Below are 17,252 nucleotides of genomic sequence, written 5' to 3'. Positions count from 1 at the left end.
CACGCTGCCCGCGGGACACCAAGGGCGGCGTTCCCTTGAGTTCGAAGATCGAAAGCAGGAATGGCTCTGAACGCCCGCCTCGACCACCGCAATCCTCTCGTGTTCGATACGCACGAGCTGGGGCGGCGTCCTGGCGCGCTCCAGCGCCTGACCCGCACGATCGACGCTCCCAAGGATCTGGGGATCCAGGGTGTCATCGGAGTGCCGGAAGGCGCCCCGATGGAGCTCGTACTCCGCCTGGAGTCGGTCATGGAAGGGGTGCTTGTCACAGGCACCGCCCGTGCATCGGCCAAGGGGGAGTGCGTAAGGTGTCTGGAGCCGCTCGAGCAGGTGCTCGCAGCGGATTTCCAGGAGATGTTCTCGTACCCTGACGCCGATGACCGGAGCCGCCCCAAGGCGGAGCCGGTCGACGACGCCGAGGACGACGAGGACACGCTCTTCCTCGAGGACGGCCTGTTCGACCTCGAACCCGTGCTGCGTGATGCGGTGGTGCTCGCACTGCCGATGCAGCCGGTGTGCCAGGACGACTGCCCCGGCCTGTGCTCCGAGTGTGGAGCGCGGCTCGCGGACGACCCGGAGCACCACCATGACGCCGTCGACATCCGTTGGGCGGCACTGCAGGGACTCGCCGGTTCACTCGAAGATGGCGAGAAGGACGAGTTGAGCGGCGCCGAACCTGGCGTCGACGAGAAGCAGGAGAAGTAGCCGTGGCTGTTCCGAAGCGGAAGATGTCGCGCAGCAACACGCGCCACCGCCGGTCGCAGTGGAAGGCTGCGGTCCCCACCCTGGTTGCGTGCGAGCGCTGCCACGAGCCCAAGCTGCAGCACATCGCGTGCCCGGCTTGCGGCACCTATAACAAGCGCCAGGTCCTCGAGGTCTGAGCGGCTGGTGAGAGGTCTGATGTCTGACGCCAAGGCGGATCCAACCGCCAAGAAAAAGGCGGACAACACAGCCTCGTCCCACACGCTTCTGGAAGGGCGGCTCGGCTACAAGCTCGAGTCCGCCCTTCTGGTGCGTGCGCTGACCCATCGTTCCTACGCGTACGAGAACGGCGGTCTGCCGACCAACGAGCGTCTGGAGTTCCTCGGGGACTCCGTACTGGGCCTCGTGGTCACGGACACGCTGTACCGCACCCACCCCGACCTGCCCGAAGGCCAGCTGGCCAAGTTGCGGGCCGCGGTGGTCAATTCTCGTGCGCTGGCGGAAGTGGGCCGCGGCCTCGAACTCGGCTCCTTCATCCGGCTCGGCCGGGGCGAAGAAGGCACGGGAGGCCGGGACAAGGCGTCCATCCTCGCCGACACCCTTGAAGCGGTGATCGGCGCTGTCTATCTCGACCAGGGTCTGGAAGCGGCGGGCGAACTCGTCCACCGGCTCTTCGACCCGCTGATCGAGAAGTCCTCGAATCTGGGTGCAGGCCTGGACTGGAAGACCAGTCTCCAGGAACTCACGGCGACCGAGGGGCTCGGGGTTCCCGAGTACCTGGTCTCGGAGACCGGCCCGGACCACGAGAAGGTCTTTACTGCTGCCGCCCGCGTCGGAGGCGTCTCGTACGGCACCGGCACCGGCCGCAGCAAGAAGGAGGCGGAACAGCAGGCCGCGGAGTCCGCGTGGCGTGCCATCCACTCTGCCGCGGACGAACGCGCGAAGTCGGCCCAGGCCGCCGAACAGGTGGCTCGTGCCGCCCAGCAGGCGGCTCAGGACGTCGAGGAGACCGCCGACACCTCCTCGACGCCGACCACCGACACGGCCACGGCCTGAATCCTTCATCCAACTGAAGTACCCGCGGTACGAGCACAACTGAAGTAACCGCGGTACGCGCAGCACCTGCAGCAACCCGCAGTACCGGACCCCGTCGCAGCGCACTCGCGCCGCGGCGGGGTCCGCGCGTTGACACGGTCCCGGCCCCGCCTCCGGCCTGGGCCGGCCCCAACTCCTCGGCGGCCGCGTGCCGCTGGGCCGGCACGGACTGCTCGCCGACGGCCGCCGTCGGGCGCGATGTACCCTTCCGGCATCACCGCTCAGCCCGTCCCCTCAGGAGGAGTCCCGTGCCCGAACTGCCCGAAGTCGAAGTCGTGCGGCGGGGGTTGGAGCGCTGGGTCACCGGACGGGTCGTGAAGTCGGTGGATGTTCGGCATCCGCGGGCCGTGCGGCGGCATCTGGCGGGGCCCGACGGCTTCGCGAAGGCACTCGCCGGGCACCGGGTGGGTGAGGCGATGCGCCGCGGCAAGTACCTGTGGCTGCCGCTCGACGACTCGCCGTACTCCGTGCTGGCGCACCTCGGTATGAGCGGCCAGCTCCTCGTGCAGCCGGAGGACGCCACCGAGGAGAAGCACCTGCGCATCCGCATCCGCTTCGAGGACGACCGGGGCACCGAGCTGCGCTTCGTCGACCAGCGCACGTTCGGCGGGCTGTCACTGCACGAGAACACCCCGGACGGCCTTCCCGACGTCATCGCGCACATCGCCCGCGACCCGCTCGACCCCCTCTTCGACGACGCCGCGTTCCACACCGCGCTGCGGGCCCGCCGTACGACGATCAAACGCGCCCTGCTCGACCAGTCGCTGATCAGCGGCGTCGGGAACATCTACGCGGACGAGGCGCTCTGGCGCTCCAAGCTGCACTACGAACGCCCGACGGGGACCATGACCCGGCCGCGCACCGCCGAACTCCTCGGCCACGTCCGCGACGTCATGAACGACGCCCTCGCGGTCGGCGGCACCAGCTTCGACAGTCTGTACGTCAACGTCAACGGTGAGTCGGGCTACTTCGACCGCTCGCTCGACGCGTACGGGCGCGAGGGGGAGCCCTGCCACCGCTGCGGGACGCCGATTCGCCGGCGGGCCTGGATGAACCGCTCCAGCTACTTCTGCCCGCGCTGCCAGCGGGCACCCCGCCCCGGCGCCTGACTTCCGCCTTCTGCCTGACCCCTTACGCCTCGCGCTGGGCCGCGCGTGTCTCGTCGTAGCGTCCGCGGGCCTCCAGGACGTCGTCCATGCGGCCCTCGACGAACGTGATGAGACTCAGCAGCCGCTCGGCGACCTCGCGGCCCAGCGGCGTGAGGGTGTAGTCGACACGCGGCGGGTTCGTGGGCCGTGCGTCGCGGTGCACCAGACCGTCGCGCTCCAGCGCCTGCAGGGTCTGCGAGAGCATCTTCTCGCTGACGCCGTCGACCCGTCGGCGCAACTCGTTGAACCGGAACGTGCCGTCGTACAGCGCTCCCAGCGTGAGCGAGCCCCAGCGGCCGGTGACATGCTCCAGCGTGCCCCGGGACGGGCAACCGCGGGCGAACACGTTGTACGCGAGGTCCTTGCCGTCGGCGCACACGGTGCTCTCGTCACTCTCGGCGCGCTCCGTGATCTGCGCGGACGATTCCATACGACCAGCATACTCAGCCACAGCGCTGCCCAGAGGGTTGCACTAACTTCTGGTTAGCTGTTGTGCGCTGGGAGTCCTGGCCTCGCTTCTGATCAGGTGTACCGGTGTGCGGGGTGTCGCAGGCGGATCGCTAGCCGGACGTCCCGTCGGGCTCGCTTCTTCGGGCGAGGTGCTGGAATTGCCGTTCGTGCACGCCGGGCAGCCAATCCTTGCCGTACGTGGCCGATGGGCCGACCCGCGGGTCGCTGGGGGCGCGGGCGTCACGCAAGGCATGTACGTACGCGCGATCCTGGGCGATCCGTGCGCGCACCTCGTCACCTCGGCCGACGGACCCGTGGCCGGGGACGACGACATCGACGTCGTGCGTCACGTCGTCGAGCAGCCTCAGCGCGGCGAGGTAGTTCTCGACCGGGTCAGTGGTGTCGTTCAGGTCGAGCATCGGAACAAGTACATCCGAGAGCATGTCGCCGGCGACGAGAACCCTGCGTTCCTCGATCAACAGCGCCGCATGGCCCGGGGCATGCGCCTGATGCTCGATGATCCGGACGAGAGGACCGTCCCAGGGAATCCGCGCCGTCTCGGCGGGCAGGCCGGCAATGAGGCCGAGCAGGTCCAGGGGTACCTGCTCGACGATGTCCGGCGGGATCAACGCGGCCACGCGGGCCTTCGCCCCTTCGTCCGACAGCCGATCTCGGACAGTGGCCGCGCAGCGCGCCGTGCCGTAACGAGGCGCCGAGCCGAGCATGGCGTGCCAGAGCAGGTGGTCCCAATGAGGATGCGTAGAAAACCCTGCCACGACGGTCTGGCCCGAATCGGACAGGTCGTTCGCGAGGCAGACCATTTCGTGGTCCTGCACCCCGGCGTCGATGAGCAACACGCCGGCGCGGCCTTGCACGACGACGGCATTGCTCCGCACGAACTCGCTCTCGTGGACCAGCACACCCTCCGCGACCTGCCTCAGCACGGGGGCTCCTTCCGCTCGCGGTTCCCTGCGCCTTCCGCCGCTTGCCAACAGGGCTCCATCGAACATGGCCCCCCGTCACCTGTCCAGCGCGGCATGGTGAGGCTCGTCGTCCCTCATGCCTCCGGGTCAGGGCCCGGAGGCACTCACGGGGCCGGACGGGCGATCCGGCGCCTCCCGGCCACGGCGCGCCCTGACCTCATGCCGTCGGCCAACCCATTCCTGGGCGCGCGTCGGCGCTGTGAGCGGGCCCGTGCCACGTCGAGCAGGCGCGTGATGGCATCGACCAACGCTGCGACCTGCGACTCAGCTGTCGACGGTTGTCAGCGTTGGTCGATGTCGAGCACCCCCGTACGGCCCGGAGACGGCCCGAGCGGGGGTGCTGCGTCGTCACGACTTGGCCGTGCAGCCCTGTGAGCTGTAGATCGAGTCGGCATTGTGCATCTCGATGGACAGGTAGTACGTGTGGTCCTCCGGCAGATCCCCTGTGACGGGTCCGGCGGTGTACCCCGCGGTGTGCCCCTTTGTGCTCGCGACGCGGCCCGTGCTCAGGTGCGCCTCCACCCAGTACCCATCGGACCCCGCGTCCGTCGCGTACAGGGCGTCACCCGGGTTGCCGCCGTAGGGGTCCTGGTCGAACAGCGCCAGGCCGACGTAGTGGCCGTCCTGGTTGTAGGCGACGGTTTCCCACTCGCTGGGCGACGTGAGGTGGACGCACTTGAAGGTGAAGGTCGGAGCCGCACTCGCAGTGCCGACCCCGAGCGTCGTCGCTGCCAGGACGAGCGTCGACACGGTCGCGAACGAAGCGGCGATTCTCCTCTTTCGAGCCATTGAGGCACAACTCCCTTGCTTGAAATTACATTTCGCTGCCCACCTTTGATCAATAGTGGGCAACCTGGGCATCTTATCTGTCCGGAAGTCCCATCAGCACCTGAGAGCCCATCAACCGCCGTGCGTACAAGGTGATTTGGGCTACGACCTGATGCAATCCGATGTCGATGATGGCGCCGGCCGGTTCACCGTCGGGTCCTGTTCCCCTGGCGTACCTGCGTCCTCCAGCCCGACCTCGATGCGCTCGCGCCGACCGCCGCTTCAGGAGCGAGGTTGGGCGATCACGGGCGTGATCTGAGGATTCCCCAGCCTGGGCAGAGCCCGGCGGAACTCACCCTACGAACCCCGGTTCTGCGTGAGTCCCGCCCGTTCTGGCATGAGAGCTGCTGATCCTTTCGCGTCCGCGCTTGCCGCGGGACCGGTCACGAAATGGGCCGGCAATCGACGTCGTGCCGTCCTCTCAGGTGTCCGCGCCGTCGGTGGCCGGCAGGAGTGCGGCCAATTCGGCGTCGTCCGGGCGGTGGACCGCCTCGGCCGCCTTACGCAGCATGGCGCGGTCGACCTTGTCCGCATCGGCGATCAGATGAATCACCACGCCGTCGTCGGGCACCGCGTATTCGTGACTGGCACCTGCCTTGCGGTACCAGGCGTCGCCGTCCTGCTCACAGGTGACCTGCTTGTCCGACACCTCGCCCAGTGGCTGCTTGGGGCAGTTCTCCGCTGTCAGCGTGCCGCGACCCACGAAGAGGCCGAACTTGGTGGCACCCTTCTCGGACCGATACGCGGCGGCGAACTCGTCGTCGTACTCGCCGACCGACTGCTGGAACACGGTGTAGCCGGAGACCTTGGTGACATAGACGAGTTCCGGCTCGACGCCCCAGACGCGCGCGGCGGCGTCGAGGCCGGCGGCCGTCCCGCCGTTCTTGTCCCCGTCACATCCTGTGAGGAGAACTGGCAGCAGGAGAAGGGGGAGCAGCGCACGCGCGGGTCGCATCATCCGCACTTTCCGCATGGACATGCCATAGGCATAACCGGTTGCCGGGTTCCCCCACCCACGTTCCCTGCCCATCGGCCCGCGTCCTGACGGATTGGGTTGAACTGCGGCCAAGCGAGACGGCCGAGGCTGAGGGCGAAATGGTCAGAGCAGCCCGGGAATGGCTCGTCACCGAGAGCACCGCAGACGCCGAGGCTCAGTACTTCGACCGCTGGATCGCGCACGCCGAGACTTGCTCACAGCCGCATCTCTCAAGGTCGTCCCAAGCCCTGCCGGCTGGTGACCCTCTCGATGCGAACCATGGGCGTGACGGTTGCTGAGGGTCGATTGGCTGGCCGTTGGCTTGCCAGAGGTCCTACTCGGTTGACTGTGGTCTGTGCGGTTGCTGTACTCCGCTGCTGTACAGCGACTTCGGGGGACCCGTGACCACACTGCCGGCAAGCGTAGATCGCGACATCGTCGATCACCGGATCATCTTCGCGCTCAAGACGATCCGCGAAGTGTTGGACTGCACGATTCATGAAGCCATTGACGTGTTCGCGGTCCGGTATGAGGAGCTGCGCCGTGATCGTCCGGACGACTTCAGTGTCGGGCCCGAGGAGTACGGCCGGGGCTTCTACTCCTGATCTGCGAACGGTCTTGAAAACCGTCGTGGCGCGAGTCACCGTGGGTTCAGATCCCACACCCACCGCAGGTGAACGGCCCCTGACCAGGTAAATCGGTCAGGGGCCATGCTCGTGGGCATTGTCCGCCAGCGACCGTGACTCCCTGCTGCTTCCCGACCGAACGGGCACAGGAGGGGCACGGGCACAGTCCCAGGTGTACGGAGCCAAACAGGTTACGACTGCCTGATCCGTCCCGCGGTCCCGTGTCCGTCCGCGCGCAACAGTCGTTTCCTGGGCATGACCAAGATCTTCAGTCGAACCCTCGGAGTCGCGGCCGTCGTCGGCGCCTTCGCCCTTGCCGCTGCCGCACCCGCGTCGGCCGACCCCAACCCCATCGGGGACGACATCAGAATCAGCCAGACTGCCAGCGGCAACGAAGGAGCCAACAGCGGAGTCGAGGGGTTGCTCAGCAACCACAGCAGCGGCAACGGCAAGTCTGTCGCCAACAAGATCGTCGACCCATCGAACGGTGCCCTCATCAACACGGTGGAGCGGCTCGGAGGCTTCCTGGTGCTCTGAGCTGGGCCACCGGTCTTCTCCCTCTCCGCCGGTGGTCGTCCATCTGTACCGGTGGAGTCGCGATTCATGGCGGGCACTCGCCCCGGGGAAAGGTCCTCGGCCTGAGCCTTCGGGAATGAGGTCGGCGGAACGGCTTTGGGCGGGAGCTGCCATGGGGCGAGTGATCATGGCCCCGTAAGCTTCCGGCGCGTCGGGCAGTCTGTGGACCTGCCCGGTAAGCACGACGTTGGGGCCATGATCTTCGAGGCTCGCCCCATGGTGGCTGCCTAAAGCCGTGGAGCCGACCACCCCAGCCACAGAGGGTGTCTCCTCGCTGGTGCTCTGACCACATAGGTTCGCCGGGTCGGTCAGGCGTGGTGGGGTCCGTTTCCAGCGGGTGCCCTTGGTCGGCACGGAGTAGGGCGACTTTTCGGGGTCTAACCTGGCTCAGTGACGCAGCGATTGAGCACGGTGGTGCTGATGTGTGGCCTTCCGGGAGCGGGCAAGACCACCTACGCGATGGAGCTGGTGCGACGCGGTCACGTTCGGCTCTCCATTGACGAGGTGGTCTGGCAGCGACTCGGGCAGCGCGACGCCGGCTTGGTGCTGGAGGCCGAGGCATTCGACCAGCTCAAGGAAGAGGTCCGTCGCGAGCAGCGGCAGGAGCTGGTCGAGCTGATGCTGGCCGGGCGCGATGCGGTGGTGGACTACAGCTTCTGGAGTCGCGCCGCCCGCGACAACTACAAGGCGCTGATTGAAAGTCACGGTTGCCGCTGGGAACTGGTCCACCTCAAGGCCGACCGGACGACGCTGGAGCGTCGCCTCGAGGTCCGAAATGGCAAGGAAGGTGCTAACTCCGTCACCGTGGATGAGACGCTGTTCAACCGGTACCTGGCCAACTTCGAGGAACCGAGTGGAGAGGGCGAGCGGGTCTTCACGCAGTCCTAGACCTGGAGCCGTTCGGCGGGGAGGGGACGTCCTCCCCGGTGGAGGCCCTTCTCGCTGCGGATCCGGGCGCGCTCGCGGAGTTGGGCTGCCAGCACGTCAGGATGCCGGGCGTTGCTGTTGCGCCAGCGAAGGCACGCGTGCAGCGCCCGGGTCTGCACGGTGTGGTTGTGGTGGTTGGAGTTGGCGATGGTGAACTGCCGCAGCGGTCCGAAGTGAGCTTGGATCGGGTTGGCCCATGACGCGTAGGTCGGGGTGAAGCACAGCTCGACCCGGTTCTTCTTCGCCCAGCGACGGATCTGTGTTCCGTCTCAACTCACCTTCAGGGTTGGGTACCCGCGAAGGAACTCAACGCGCCACCCATGAGCAGGAGTTGAGCCGTCGGCAACTGTCGTCGGCCCCCCTCGGACGGCTCACAGACAGCCCGGCGCCCGGCCCCGAAGAGCCGCTAGCGCTAGCGACAGGAGCCGCTCACGTTAGCGACCTCGCTAGCGACCGAAGCCGCTCGGGACCAGCACGTTAGCGGTTAGCGAGCCATCCAGTGCTGTGACCGGGAAGGTTCGCCGGGGTCAGCTCGATGAGTCCGATCGCGCTGCTTCCCACCTCCATGAGGTTTGGCGAGGGAAGCCGTCGAGCTCCCCGCGGCCGGTGCACCAGAGAAGTACCTGGGTGGGGTCTCCGGGTGGGGCGGCGGGGAAGAGCCGGTTGAGTACGGCTGCGCTCAGCGGTGCTGGTGGTAGCCAGTCCACGGACAGTCCCCGCGTGATGTCGTGGGTGTGCAGCAGAGTTTCGGCGACGCCCATCGCGGCGAACCCCTCGGGGTCGCACGGCCCCCAGTGCCAGGCACGCAGGGTCGGGCTGGCTGCAGCCAACGCGCTGCTGAGCAGCCCGCCGCAGGCGGTGATGGCCTGGAGTACCTCAGCCGGTGAGGCGGTGGGGCGGACGTTCAGGTCAAAGGGAAGGTAGGCGTCGGCGGGCTGTGCTGCCAGCTGCCCTGCGTAGGCCAGCAGGTCGTGGCCGATGTGCGCTGCGGTTTGCCAGCAGGTCCATTCAAGCGGTCCCGCCGGCACCGTCCAGTCCTCGGCGGTATGAGGGCTGAGCACCTGCAGCATCTCTGCCACGGCGGCGTCAACGTCCCGTTGATCCATGCAGCACCCTCCTTGCGGTTCATGCCGTGCGACTGGGCTGTGCCGGTTGTCGATCCTTCACGCCGTCAGGGATCTGGCAAGCTTGAGTGAGGCCGCGTTGAGACCTCAGTCGGGCCACCTGCTTGCCGAACGCGCGGCGCTCTTCCGGGGGCATTTCTTCGGGTCTCCGTCCTGCGGGATGCCTTTGCCTGCGATGTCGTGCAGGAAGGTCACTTCCTTCGACGTCAGAAAGTGCTCCCGCTCCGCGAGGAAGTGGCGGACATGCGGCTGTTCCTCGCGCGCCTCGAAAGCCTCCCGGTCCGCGTACAGCTCATAGAACACGCGGACGTTCGGCTCGCGGGGGACGTTGTGGTTCACGTACACGAGGGTCCCCGGTTCACCCTCGATCCCCTTCAGCGTCTCGGCTGCAAGGGCGTCGAACCCTTCCGCCGCAGCCGCGTCCCGCGCCGTGAATCGCACGACTTCTCGGCTGCGGTCGAGGACCGGGTCATCCGGGTCAACCCGTGCCGGGCTCGCTCTGTGCGGGCTCCTCGGCTGGAGCCGCGCAAGGTCAAGCCGTGGCCGGCCGGGAGGATCAGGGCCGTGCGGTCGGAGCCGCCGGACCGCTATCAGGCTCTCGTCAACGTCACGGCCGGATGCGGCCTGCGTCAGGGGGAGGCGTTCGGCCTGGCCGTGGAAGACGTCGACTTCCTCGGGGGAGTGGTGCACGTCGTACGGCAGGTCAAGTTGCTGCGGCTGCATCGCCCGGGGTTCACCCCGCCGAAGGGCGGCAAGGAACGTGACGTGCCTCTGCCGGAGTCTGTCGGCTTCGCGCTGGCCAAGCACCTCAAGCGATACCCGGCAACCAGGATCACGCTGCCCTGGAAGACGCTGGACGGTCCGCCCGTTACGGCGTCGCTGATCTTCACCGGGCCCATGGGGTTATCGCTGGACCGGAACCGCTTCAACGACCGCGAATGGCGGCCGGCGCTTCGGGCCGCGGGCGTCTAGACCGGGCGGGACGACGGCATGCACGCGCTGCGGCACTTCTACGCCTCGGTGCTGCTGGACGCGGGGGAGAGCATCAAGGCGGTCAGCGAGTACCCGGGGCACCATGACCCCGGCTTCACCCTGCGGACGTACACGCACCTGATGCCGTCGAGCGGGAAACGGACCCGGGCCGCCGTGGATGGCGTCTTCACGGATGAAGATTCCACGCACGACGGCCCGGACACGGCCCAGGAGGGCACTTAGCCCTCTGACCTGCGGTTACCTCAGTAGCCGAAGTCCTGCGTCCACCAAGGGCCGCCCGTGGCGAAGTGGACTCCGACGCCGAGGGTCTTGAAGTCGCAGTTCAGGATGTTGGCCTTGTGGCCGGGGCTGTTCATCCAGGCGTCCATGACGGCGGCCGCGTCGGCCTGGCCGCGGGCTATGTTCTCGCCGCCGAGGCTGGCTATCCCGGCCTTCGCCGCACGGTCCCAGGGGGTGAGTCCGCTCGGGTCGGTGTGGTCGAAGAAGTCCCGCGTCGCCATGTCCTCGCTGAAGGTCTGGGCCAGGTCCGACAGGGCGCTGTTCGCGGCCACCGGGCTGCAACCGACCTTGGCCCGCTCGTCGTTGACGAGCCTGAGCACCTCGGCCTCGGCGGCGACCTCCGCGGACACGTTCACCGGGGCCTTGGTGACCGGCGCCTTGGTGGCGGTCTTGGCGGGCTTCGGGACCTTGGGGGCCTTCGTCTTCTCGGTGGGCTCGGCGGTCGGCACCGTCGACGGCTGCGTCGTGGTCGGAGCGGCCGACGGCGAAGCGACAGAAGAGGAGGGGGCCGAGGGGGCGGTCGAGGGCGTGGTCGCGCGATTGGCGCCACGGCTCGTCGACGTGTTGTCGCGGGAGTCCGCGCTGCCCGAGGTGCCGCCCTGCTGGGTATCGATGTTGGACGGCGAACTCGCGGCCTGAATGCTGTCGGAGTTGTTGCCGCCACCGCCGAGCGCGTAGTTGTCGCTGCCGGGCAGGACACCGGCCGCGACGGCCACGGTGCCGAGGGCCACGGCCGCCGAGACGCCGAGCAGTCCCGTCTTGACCGGGCTCGGCCCCTTCCGCTTGCGGTGCGAGCGGTTGGAGGCCGCGGACGGGAGATCGGCGACGGCCGCGTAGCCGTACAGGTTCTCCGGGCCGTAGCTTTCCGTGTGGGTACCGCTCGTATCTGTGACTCCGGTGGCGCGCCCTGTGGCGGCGCGGCCGGCGTCGGAGCGTCGGTGGCGTCCCATCTCTTGGGCCTTCCTCGATCTTGAGTCAGCGATCCTCACCCGAACCTCACCCGAAAGAGTGAGTTTCTAGTGAGACTCATTGGGTCGGGACGGTACCCCATGGCGCAAGGGGAGGATGTGCTCCGCGAGACATTGTCCGGTTAGCGTGCAGCCATGAGCGAGGTTGCACGGCTGGTTGTCTGGGTCCGCGGACGGGTCCAAGGTGTGGGTTTCCGCTGGTTTACGCGGGCCAGGGCGCTGGAGATCGGCGGGCTGAGTGGTTTTGCTCTCAATCTCGACGACGGACGCGTCCAGGTGGTCGCGGAGGGCTCGCGGGCCGGCTGCCAGAGCCTGCTCGACTGGCTCCAGGGAGACGACACGCCCGGCCGGGTGGACGGAGTCACTGAGATCTGGGACACGCCCCGGGGGATCTACGACAGCTTCGCCATCCGGTGACGAGGACGGCCTCGACGCCCCGAAAAGATGTCATGGCGTATGCCACCGGCACCCGTCAGTAGCGGAAACGCCCTGGTGGTTGCCAAGAACGGCTCGAAGTGGCAGGCTCCCGAGGTAACGATGATCTCGACGCCCTGAGGGCCCCGCAGGAGTCGCCGCGCCGCCGTTTCAGAAGCCGCGCGACAGTGGGTTGCCCACCGATACGGGGCGTGATCGTGTTGACCGTCAAACTTTTTGGTGAGACGCTGAAAGCCCCGCGCACCTTAGCTGTTTGGCATGTGGAACGGCAGCACGACATCAGCAGTGTCAAGCATCGCGGGTGCGATTCCCTCACGACCCACACCGCTTCGGTCGGTCACTCAGTGTGGAGGACCATCCATCATGGCAAAGGCGCTTCTCGGTTACGTCGGCGGTTCCGACCCGCGACTCATTGCCGAGATGCGACGGCTCCAGCAGCGCGTCCAGGACCTCGAATCCGAGCTTGTACGGATTCAGGCCGAGAACGACGCGCTCGCGGCTGCCGCTTCTCACGACTCGCTTCTCGAGAGCATCGACGTACCCCAGGCGGAGCCTGCGCTCACCTGACCACTGCACGGCACCACGACAGCAGTGGTTGGGCAGCCCGAATCAACCGCTAAGTTGTCAGATTTGCAAGGGACGCCCTTAGGCGTCCCTTCTTTCTTTCCCCCGAACACTCTTCCCCCTCTTTAACGTCTGGTGTGCCCTGCGCGTTCATGGGCGAAACCGCACGTTCATGGAGTGAGACCGGCCCGAAAGGTAGAGTCCAGCGGCGTGCACCTCAAGGCCCTGACCCTGCGCGGGTTCAAGTCGTTCGCCTCCGCGACCACGCTGCGGTTCGAGCCGGGCATCACCTGTGTCGTGGGCCCCAACGGCTCGGGCAAGTCCAACGTCGTGGACGCGCTCAGCTGGGTCATGGGCGAACAGGGGGCCAAGTCGCTGCGCGGCGGCAAGATGGAGGACGTCATCTTCGCCGGCACCACCGGGCGTCCGCCGCTCGGCCGTGCCGAGGTCTCCCTCACCATCGACAACTCCGACGGGGCCCTGCCCATCGAGTACGCCGAGGTCACCATCACGCGGATCATGTTCCGCAACGGCGGCAGCGAGTACCAGATCAACGGCGACACCTGCCGGCTGCTGGACATCCAGGAGCTGTTGTCCGACTCCGGCATCGGCCGTGAGATGCACGTCATCGTCGGACAGGGCCAGCTCGACTCCGTCCTGCACGCAGACCCGATGGGCCGCCGCGCCTTCATCGAGGAGGCGGCGGGCGTCCTCAAGCACCGCAAGCGCAAGGAGAAGGCGCTACGGAAGCTGGACGCCATGAAGGCGAACATGGCCCGCGTCCAGGACCTCACGGACGAGCTGCGGCGCCAGTTGAAGCCGCTCGGCCGACAGGCCGCCGTGGCACGCCGCGCCGCCGTCATCCAGGCCGACCTGCGCGACGCCCGGCTGCGCCTCCTCGCCGACGACCTCGTGCGCCTGCGGGGGGCGCTCCAGTCCGAGATCGCCGACGAGGCAGCGCTCAAGCAGCGCAAGGAATCCGCCGAGGCCGAGCTGAAGAAGGCGCTCCAGCGGGAGGCACTGCTGGAGGACGAGGTACGGCAGCTGACACCGCGCCTCCAGCGCGCACAGCAGACCTGGTACGAACTCTCCCAGCTCGCCGAGCGGGTGCGCGGCACGGTCTCGCTGGCCGACGCGCGCGTGAAGAGTGCCACCTCGGTGCCCGCCGAGGAACGGCGCGGACGCGACCCCGAGGACATGGAGCGCGAGGCCGCCCGCATCCGCGAGCAGGAGGCCGAACTCGAAGCGGCCCTGGAGGCGGCCGAGCGGGCCCTGGAGGACACCGTCGCGCACCGCGCCGAACTGGAGCGCGAACTCACCGTCGAGGAACGTCGTCTCAAGGACGTGGCCCGCGCCATCGCCGACCGCCGCGAGGGCCTCGCCCGCCTGGGCGGCCAGGTCAACGCCGCCCGTTCACGCGCCGCCTCCGCGCAGGCCGAGATCGAACGCCTCGCCGCCGCCCGCGACGAGGCCCAGGAGCGCGCGGTCACGGCCCAGGAGGAGTACGAGCAGCTGAAGGCCGAGGTCGACGGCCTCGACGCGGACGACGCCGACCTCACGGAACAGCACGAGGCGGCCAGGCGGGCCCTGTCCGACGCGGAGGCCGCGCTGACCGCGGCCCGCGAGGCGGCCACCTCGGCCGAACGCAAGCGGGCCGCCACCCAGGCCCGCCGCGAGGCGCTGGCCCTCGGCCTGCGGCGCAAGGACGGCACGGGAGCCCTCCTCGGCGCCACGGACCGGCTCACCGGGGTGCTGGGTCCCGCCGCCGGACTGCTGTCGGTCACCCCCGGTTTCGAGGTCCCGCTCGCCGCCGCGTTCGGCGCGGCCGCGGACGCCATCGCGGTCACCACACCCGCCTCGGCGGCCGAGGCCATCCGTCTGCTGCGCAAGCAGGACGCGGGCCGGGCGGCGCTGCTGCTCGCCGGAGCACCCGAGGAACCCCACGCCGACGCCGGACCGGTGAACGGCGCCTCCATGGACGTACGCCTTCATGACCAGGAACAGGCCCAGGACCAGGACCAGAACCAGACCCGGGACCGGGACAGGGACGGAGAGCGGAGCGACGGGCCGCCGTACGCCGCCGATCTCGTCCGGGGTCCCGCCGAGCTGATGCCCGCCGTGCGGCGGCTGCTGCGCGGGATTGTTGTCGTCGGGACCCTCGAAGAGGCCGAGGATCTGGTCTACGCGCGGCCCGGACTCACCGCGGTGACCGCCGAGGGAGACCTGCTCGCGGCGCACTTCGCGCACGGCGGGTCCGCCGGGGCGCCCAGTCTGCTCGAAGTGCAGGCCTCCGTGGACGAGGCTGCGGCCGAGCTCGAGGAACTGGCCGTGCGCTGCGACGAGTTGACCGCGGCGCAGCGTCTGGCGACCGGACTGCGCACGGAGCGGGCCGCGCTCGTCGAGGAGTTGGGGGAGCGGCGGCGGGCCGCCGAGCGGGAGAAGTCGTCGGTCGCGCAGCAGCTCGGACGGCTGGCCGGGCAGGCGCGGGGCGCCGCGGGCGAGGCGGAGCGGAGCACCGCGGCCGCCGGCCGCGCGCAGGAGGCGCTCGACCGGGCCGTGGAGGAGGCCGAGGAACTGGCCGAACGGCTCGCCGTGGCCGAGGAGATGCCCGTCGAGGAGGAACCCGACACCTCGGTACGGGACCGGCTCGCCGCCGATGGCGCCAATGCGCGGCAGACGGAGATGGAGGCCCGGCTCCAGGTGCGTACGCACGAGGAGCGGGTCAAGGGACTGGCCGGGCGGGCCGACTCGCTCGACCGGGCCGCCCGCGCCGAACGTGAGGCACGCGCGCGGGCCGAACAGCGCCGTGCCCGGCTGCGCCACGAGGCGGCCGTCGCCGAGGCCGTCGCCTCCGGTGCGCGGCAGCTGCTCGCGCACGTCGAGGTCTCGCTCGCCCGGGCCGAGGAGGAGCGCACCGCCGCCGACAGCGCCAAGGCCCGCCGCGAGCAGGAGCTCGTCACCGCGCGGAGCCAGGGCCGCGACCTCAAGGCGGAGCTCGACAAGCTCACCGACTCGGTGCACCGGGGCGAGGTGCTCGGCGCGGAGAAGCGGATGCGCATAGAGCAGCTGGAGGCGAAGGCGCTGGACGAACTCGGCGTCGAGCCGGCCGGACTCGTCGCGGACTACGGCCCCGATCAGCTCGTACCGCCGTCGCTGCCCGCCGAGGGCGAGGAGCTGCCCGAGGACCCGGAGCACCCGCGCAACCAGCCCCGGCAGTTCCACCGTGCCGAGCAGGAGAAGCGGCTCAAGTCGGCCGAACGGGCGTACCAGCAGCTCGGCAAGGTCAATCCGCTCGCTCTGGAGGAGTTCGCCGCGTTGGAGGAGCGCCACAAGTTCCTCAGCGAGCAGCTGGAGGACCTCAAGAAGACGCGCGCCGACCTTCTCCAGGTGATCAAGGAGGTCGACGAGCGCGTCGAGCAGGTCTTCACCGAGGCGTACCGGGACACCGCCCGGGAGTTCGAGGGCGTCTTCAGCCGGCTGTTCCCGGGCGGGGACGGGCGGCTCATCCTGACCGACCCCGACAACATGCTCACCACGGGTGTCGACGTGGAGGCCAGACCGCCGGGCAAGAAGGTCAAGCGGCTCAGCCTGCTCTCCGGCGGCGAGCGGTCGCTGACCGCCGTCGCGCTCCTCGTATCGATCTTCAAGGCGCGCCCCAGCCCGTTCTATGTGATGGACGAGGTCGAGGCGGCGCTGGACGACACCAACCTCCAGCGGCTGATCAGGATCATGCAGGAGCTGCAGGAGGCCTCCCAGCTGATCGTGATCACGCACCAGAAGCGCACGATGGAGGTCGCCGACGCGCTGTACGGCGTCTCCATGCAGGGCGACGGCGTCTCGAAGGTCATCAGCCAGCGACTGCGCTGACGCCCGGGCGCACGCCCCATGCGCCCGGGCCGGCTGACGCCCGCACGCGCGCCCCGCCCGCCCGCGCCCGTGCTCGTGTCTTGCACCCGTGCCCACCCGATGCCGTGGATCTACGGCCCGTCCGGCTCCGGAAGGTCCGCGCCGACGCCGTCGTCGGCGAGTTCGGCGAGCACCTCCGCGTGGCAGCGCTCGGGGACGCACCAGCAGCCGAGCCGGTGGCCGCGCAGGGCGGGCAGCCGGGCCAGCAGCTCCGGACGCGCCAGCAGATGGGCGCGGTACATCTCGACGACCTCCTCCCGGGTGCCGTCGTGGCCCGGACGGAACGGGCTCGCCAGCGGGGACCCGGCCAGGTGCCAGCCGCCCCGGTGCATGGCGCGGCCGACGTACACCACATCGGCGTACGCGGGATCGTCCCGATGACCCTTGAGGTTGACGACCGTGGTGGGCGGCATGACCGGATCCTCGCCGCTCGGGCCGTTGCGGGCAACGCGAACACGGCACGGAGGGGGTCCGCGCGGGCGTACCCCTGGGGCCGGTCGCCGTGTTCCGCACGTCACACCCGGGCGCCGCGCTCAGGATCGGCGCGCCGGAACAGCCCTCGCGGACACCCGCCAGAGCCGGAGACTCCGACGGGCTCGACCGCCCGCGGGGTCGGCCACAGGCAAGCCGACACGCTGCTGATTCCACTGTGTCGGCACGGCGGAATGACGG

Annotated in this window: 20 protein-coding genes and 1 pseudogene; 12 read left to right on the top strand and 9 right to left on the bottom strand. The window is 69.0% G+C overall.

Features of this window, described 5'->3' with window-relative positions:
- Positions 1 to 60: 60 nt before the first annotated feature.
- From ACFYR3_RS18910 to mutM, 4 genes are all read left to right on the top strand, one after another.
- Positions 61 to 705 (top strand): DUF177 domain-containing protein, encoded by a 645-nt coding sequence (locus tag ACFYR3_RS18910; RefSeq protein WP_355842414.1) that lies wholly within the window; start codon positions 61 to 63, stop codon positions 703 to 705.
- 2 nt (positions 706 to 707) lie between these two features.
- Entirely contained in the window at positions 708 to 881 is a 174-nt protein-coding gene (gene rpmF, locus ACFYR3_RS18905) for a 50S ribosomal protein L32 (protein WP_006139588.1), read from the top strand.
- Positions 882 to 900: 19 nt separating this feature from the next.
- Complete coding sequence (gene rnc, locus ACFYR3_RS18900) at positions 901 to 1,758, top strand: ribonuclease III (protein WP_355842411.1); 858 nt, start codon at positions 901 to 903, stop codon at positions 1,756 to 1,758.
- Positions 1,759 to 2,045: 287 nt separating this feature from the next.
- Positions 2,046 to 2,906 (top strand): bifunctional DNA-formamidopyrimidine glycosylase/DNA-(apurinic or apyrimidinic site) lyase, encoded by an 861-nt coding sequence (gene mutM / locus ACFYR3_RS18895; protein ID WP_355842408.1) that lies wholly within the window; start codon positions 2,046 to 2,048, stop codon positions 2,904 to 2,906.
- 22 nt (positions 2,907 to 2,928) lie between these two features.
- On the opposite strand, the gene ACFYR3_RS18890 is transcribed toward mutM, so the two are convergent.
- The 4 genes from ACFYR3_RS18890 to ACFYR3_RS18875 all read right to left on the bottom strand — a co-directional run bounded on the left by ACFYR3_RS18890 (position 2,929) and on the right by ACFYR3_RS18875 (position 6,185).
- Positions 2,929 to 3,375, bottom strand: a complete 447-nt coding sequence (locus tag ACFYR3_RS18890; RefSeq protein ID WP_355842405.1) for a helix-turn-helix domain-containing protein — start codon at positions 3,373 to 3,375, stop codon at positions 2,929 to 2,931.
- A gap of 130 nt (positions 3,376 to 3,505) precedes the next feature.
- The gene (locus ACFYR3_RS18885; RefSeq protein ID WP_355842402.1) at positions 3,506 to 4,339 is read right to left on the bottom strand and encodes an MBL fold metallo-hydrolase; all 834 of its coding nucleotides are present in this window, start codon (positions 4,337 to 4,339) and stop codon (positions 3,506 to 3,508) included.
- Between the two features lie 387 nt (positions 4,340 to 4,726).
- Positions 4,727 to 5,167: a hypothetical protein gene (locus ACFYR3_RS18880; protein WP_355842400.1), complete on the bottom strand. Its 441-nt coding sequence runs from the start codon at positions 5,165 to 5,167 to the stop codon at positions 4,727 to 4,729.
- Positions 5,168 to 5,627: 460 nt separating this feature from the next.
- Positions 5,628 to 6,185, bottom strand: a complete 558-nt coding sequence (locus ACFYR3_RS18875) for a hypothetical protein (RefSeq protein ID WP_389283922.1) — start codon at positions 6,183 to 6,185, stop codon at positions 5,628 to 5,630.
- A gap of 398 nt (positions 6,186 to 6,583) precedes the next feature.
- Here ACFYR3_RS18875 and ACFYR3_RS18870 point away from each other — a divergent pair, with 398 nt between their 5' ends.
- From ACFYR3_RS18870 to ACFYR3_RS18860, 3 genes are all read left to right on the top strand, one after another.
- A complete protein-coding gene (locus ACFYR3_RS18870; protein WP_355842394.1) occupies positions 6,584 to 6,787 on the top strand; it encodes a hypothetical protein in 204 nt (67 codons plus the stop codon).
- 276 nt (positions 6,788 to 7,063) lie between these two features.
- A complete protein-coding gene (locus ACFYR3_RS18865) occupies positions 7,064 to 7,345 on the top strand; it encodes a hypothetical protein (RefSeq protein ID WP_389283920.1) in 282 nt (93 codons plus the stop codon).
- A 429-nt stretch (positions 7,346 to 7,774) separates the two neighbouring features.
- Entirely contained in the window at positions 7,775 to 8,272 is a 498-nt protein-coding gene (locus ACFYR3_RS18860; protein ID WP_355842388.1) for an ATP-binding protein, read from the top strand.
- Here ACFYR3_RS18860 and ACFYR3_RS18855 read toward each other — a convergent pair.
- The 3 genes and pseudogenes from ACFYR3_RS18855 to ACFYR3_RS18845 form a co-directional block, all read right to left on the bottom strand.
- A pseudogene (locus tag ACFYR3_RS18855) lies at positions 8,269 to 8,571 on the bottom strand (IS630 family transposase); the annotation flags it as partial. The gene ACFYR3_RS18860 and the pseudogene ACFYR3_RS18855 overlap by 4 nt on opposite strands.
- A gap of 267 nt (positions 8,572 to 8,838) precedes the next feature.
- Positions 8,839 to 9,417 (bottom strand): DinB family protein, encoded by a 579-nt coding sequence (locus tag ACFYR3_RS18850; protein ID WP_389283918.1) that lies wholly within the window; start codon positions 9,415 to 9,417, stop codon positions 8,839 to 8,841.
- 105 nt (positions 9,418 to 9,522) lie between these two features.
- Complete coding sequence (locus tag ACFYR3_RS18845) at positions 9,523 to 9,876, bottom strand: putative quinol monooxygenase (protein ID WP_389283917.1); 354 nt, start codon at positions 9,874 to 9,876, stop codon at positions 9,523 to 9,525.
- Between the two features lie 123 nt (positions 9,877 to 9,999).
- Here ACFYR3_RS18845 and ACFYR3_RS18840 point away from each other — a divergent pair, with 123 nt between their 5' ends.
- Both ACFYR3_RS18840 and ACFYR3_RS18835 read left to right on the top strand, forming a co-directional pair.
- Entirely contained in the window at positions 10,000 to 10,407 is a 408-nt protein-coding gene (locus tag ACFYR3_RS18840) for a tyrosine-type recombinase/integrase (protein WP_355842379.1), read from the top strand.
- An 18-nt stretch (positions 10,408 to 10,425) separates the two neighbouring features.
- Positions 10,426 to 10,650 (top strand): integrase, encoded by a 225-nt coding sequence (locus ACFYR3_RS18835; protein WP_355842377.1) that lies wholly within the window; start codon positions 10,426 to 10,428, stop codon positions 10,648 to 10,650.
- A 20-nt stretch (positions 10,651 to 10,670) separates the two neighbouring features.
- Here ACFYR3_RS18835 and ACFYR3_RS18830 read toward each other — a convergent pair whose 3' ends face one another.
- Entirely contained in the window at positions 10,671 to 11,657 is a 987-nt protein-coding gene (locus tag ACFYR3_RS18830; protein ID WP_355842374.1) for a CAP domain-containing protein, read from the bottom strand.
- 153 nt (positions 11,658 to 11,810) lie between these two features.
- Between ACFYR3_RS18830 and ACFYR3_RS18825 the strand changes: the two genes are divergently transcribed.
- From ACFYR3_RS18825 to smc, 3 genes are all read left to right on the top strand, one after another.
- On the top strand, positions 11,811 to 12,092 hold the full coding sequence (locus ACFYR3_RS18825; RefSeq protein ID WP_355842371.1) for an acylphosphatase: 282 nt from the start codon (positions 11,811 to 11,813) through the stop codon (positions 12,090 to 12,092).
- Positions 12,093 to 12,473: 381 nt separating this feature from the next.
- Positions 12,474 to 12,677: a hypothetical protein gene (locus ACFYR3_RS18820; protein ID WP_028802434.1), complete on the top strand. Its 204-nt coding sequence runs from the start codon at positions 12,474 to 12,476 to the stop codon at positions 12,675 to 12,677.
- Between the two features lie 207 nt (positions 12,678 to 12,884).
- The gene (smc, locus tag ACFYR3_RS18815) at positions 12,885 to 16,541 is read left to right on the top strand and encodes a chromosome segregation protein SMC (RefSeq protein ID WP_356781751.1); all 3,657 of its coding nucleotides are present in this window, start codon (positions 12,885 to 12,887) and stop codon (positions 16,539 to 16,541) included.
- A 110-nt stretch (positions 16,542 to 16,651) separates the two neighbouring features.
- On the opposite strand, the gene ACFYR3_RS18810 is transcribed toward smc, so the two are convergent.
- Entirely contained in the window at positions 16,652 to 16,993 is a 342-nt protein-coding gene (locus tag ACFYR3_RS18810; RefSeq protein ID WP_356781752.1) for a DUF4326 domain-containing protein, read from the bottom strand.
- Positions 16,994 to 17,252 lie beyond the last annotated feature (259 nt).

This window comes from Streptomyces sp. NPDC005784, from assembly GCF_042871525.1.
Taxonomy (GTDB): Bacteria; Actinomycetota; Actinomycetes; order Streptomycetales; family Streptomycetaceae; genus Streptomyces.
Note: the sequence above shows the minus strand (reverse complement) of the source record. Positions and strands in the feature narration are given on the sequence as shown.

What these genes read in the sequence shown, in the direction of transcription:
- ACFYR3_RS18910 (WP_355842414.1), top strand. Translation starts at nt 61, where the DNA reads ATGGCTCTGAACGCCCGCCTCGACCACCGCAATCCTCTCGTGTTCGAT.
- rnc (WP_355842411.1), top strand. Translation starts at nt 901, where the DNA reads ATGTCTGACGCCAAGGCGGATCCAACCGCCAAGAAAAAGGCGGACAAC.
- ACFYR3_RS18890 (WP_355842405.1), bottom strand. Translation starts at nt 3,375, where the DNA reads ATGGAATCGTCCGCGCAGATCACGGAGCGCGCCGAGAGTGACGAGAGC.
- ACFYR3_RS18880 (WP_355842400.1), bottom strand. Translation starts at nt 5,167, where the DNA reads ATGGCTCGAAAGAGGAGAATCGCCGCTTCGTTCGCGACCGTGTCGACG.
- ACFYR3_RS18875 (WP_389283922.1), bottom strand. Translation starts at nt 6,185, where the DNA reads ATGTCCATGCGGAAAGTGCGGATGATGCGACCCGCGCGTGCGCTGCTC.
- ACFYR3_RS18865 (WP_389283920.1), top strand. Translation starts at nt 7,064, where the DNA reads ATGACCAAGATCTTCAGTCGAACCCTCGGAGTCGCGGCCGTCGTCGGC.
- ACFYR3_RS18850 (WP_389283918.1), bottom strand. Translation starts at nt 9,417, where the DNA reads ATGGATCAACGGGACGTTGACGCCGCCGTGGCAGAGATGCTGCAGGTG.
- ACFYR3_RS18835 (WP_355842377.1), top strand. Translation starts at nt 10,426, where the DNA reads ATGCACGCGCTGCGGCACTTCTACGCCTCGGTGCTGCTGGACGCGGGG.
- ACFYR3_RS18830 (WP_355842374.1), bottom strand. Translation starts at nt 11,657, where the DNA reads ATGGGACGCCACCGACGCTCCGACGCCGGCCGCGCCGCCACAGGGCGC.
- ACFYR3_RS18825 (WP_355842371.1), top strand. Translation starts at nt 11,811, where the DNA reads ATGAGCGAGGTTGCACGGCTGGTTGTCTGGGTCCGCGGACGGGTCCAA.
- ACFYR3_RS18820 (WP_028802434.1), top strand. Translation starts at nt 12,474, where the DNA reads ATGGCAAAGGCGCTTCTCGGTTACGTCGGCGGTTCCGACCCGCGACTC.
- ACFYR3_RS18810 (WP_356781752.1), bottom strand. Translation starts at nt 16,993, where the DNA reads ATGCCGCCCACCACGGTCGTCAACCTCAAGGGTCATCGGGACGATCCC.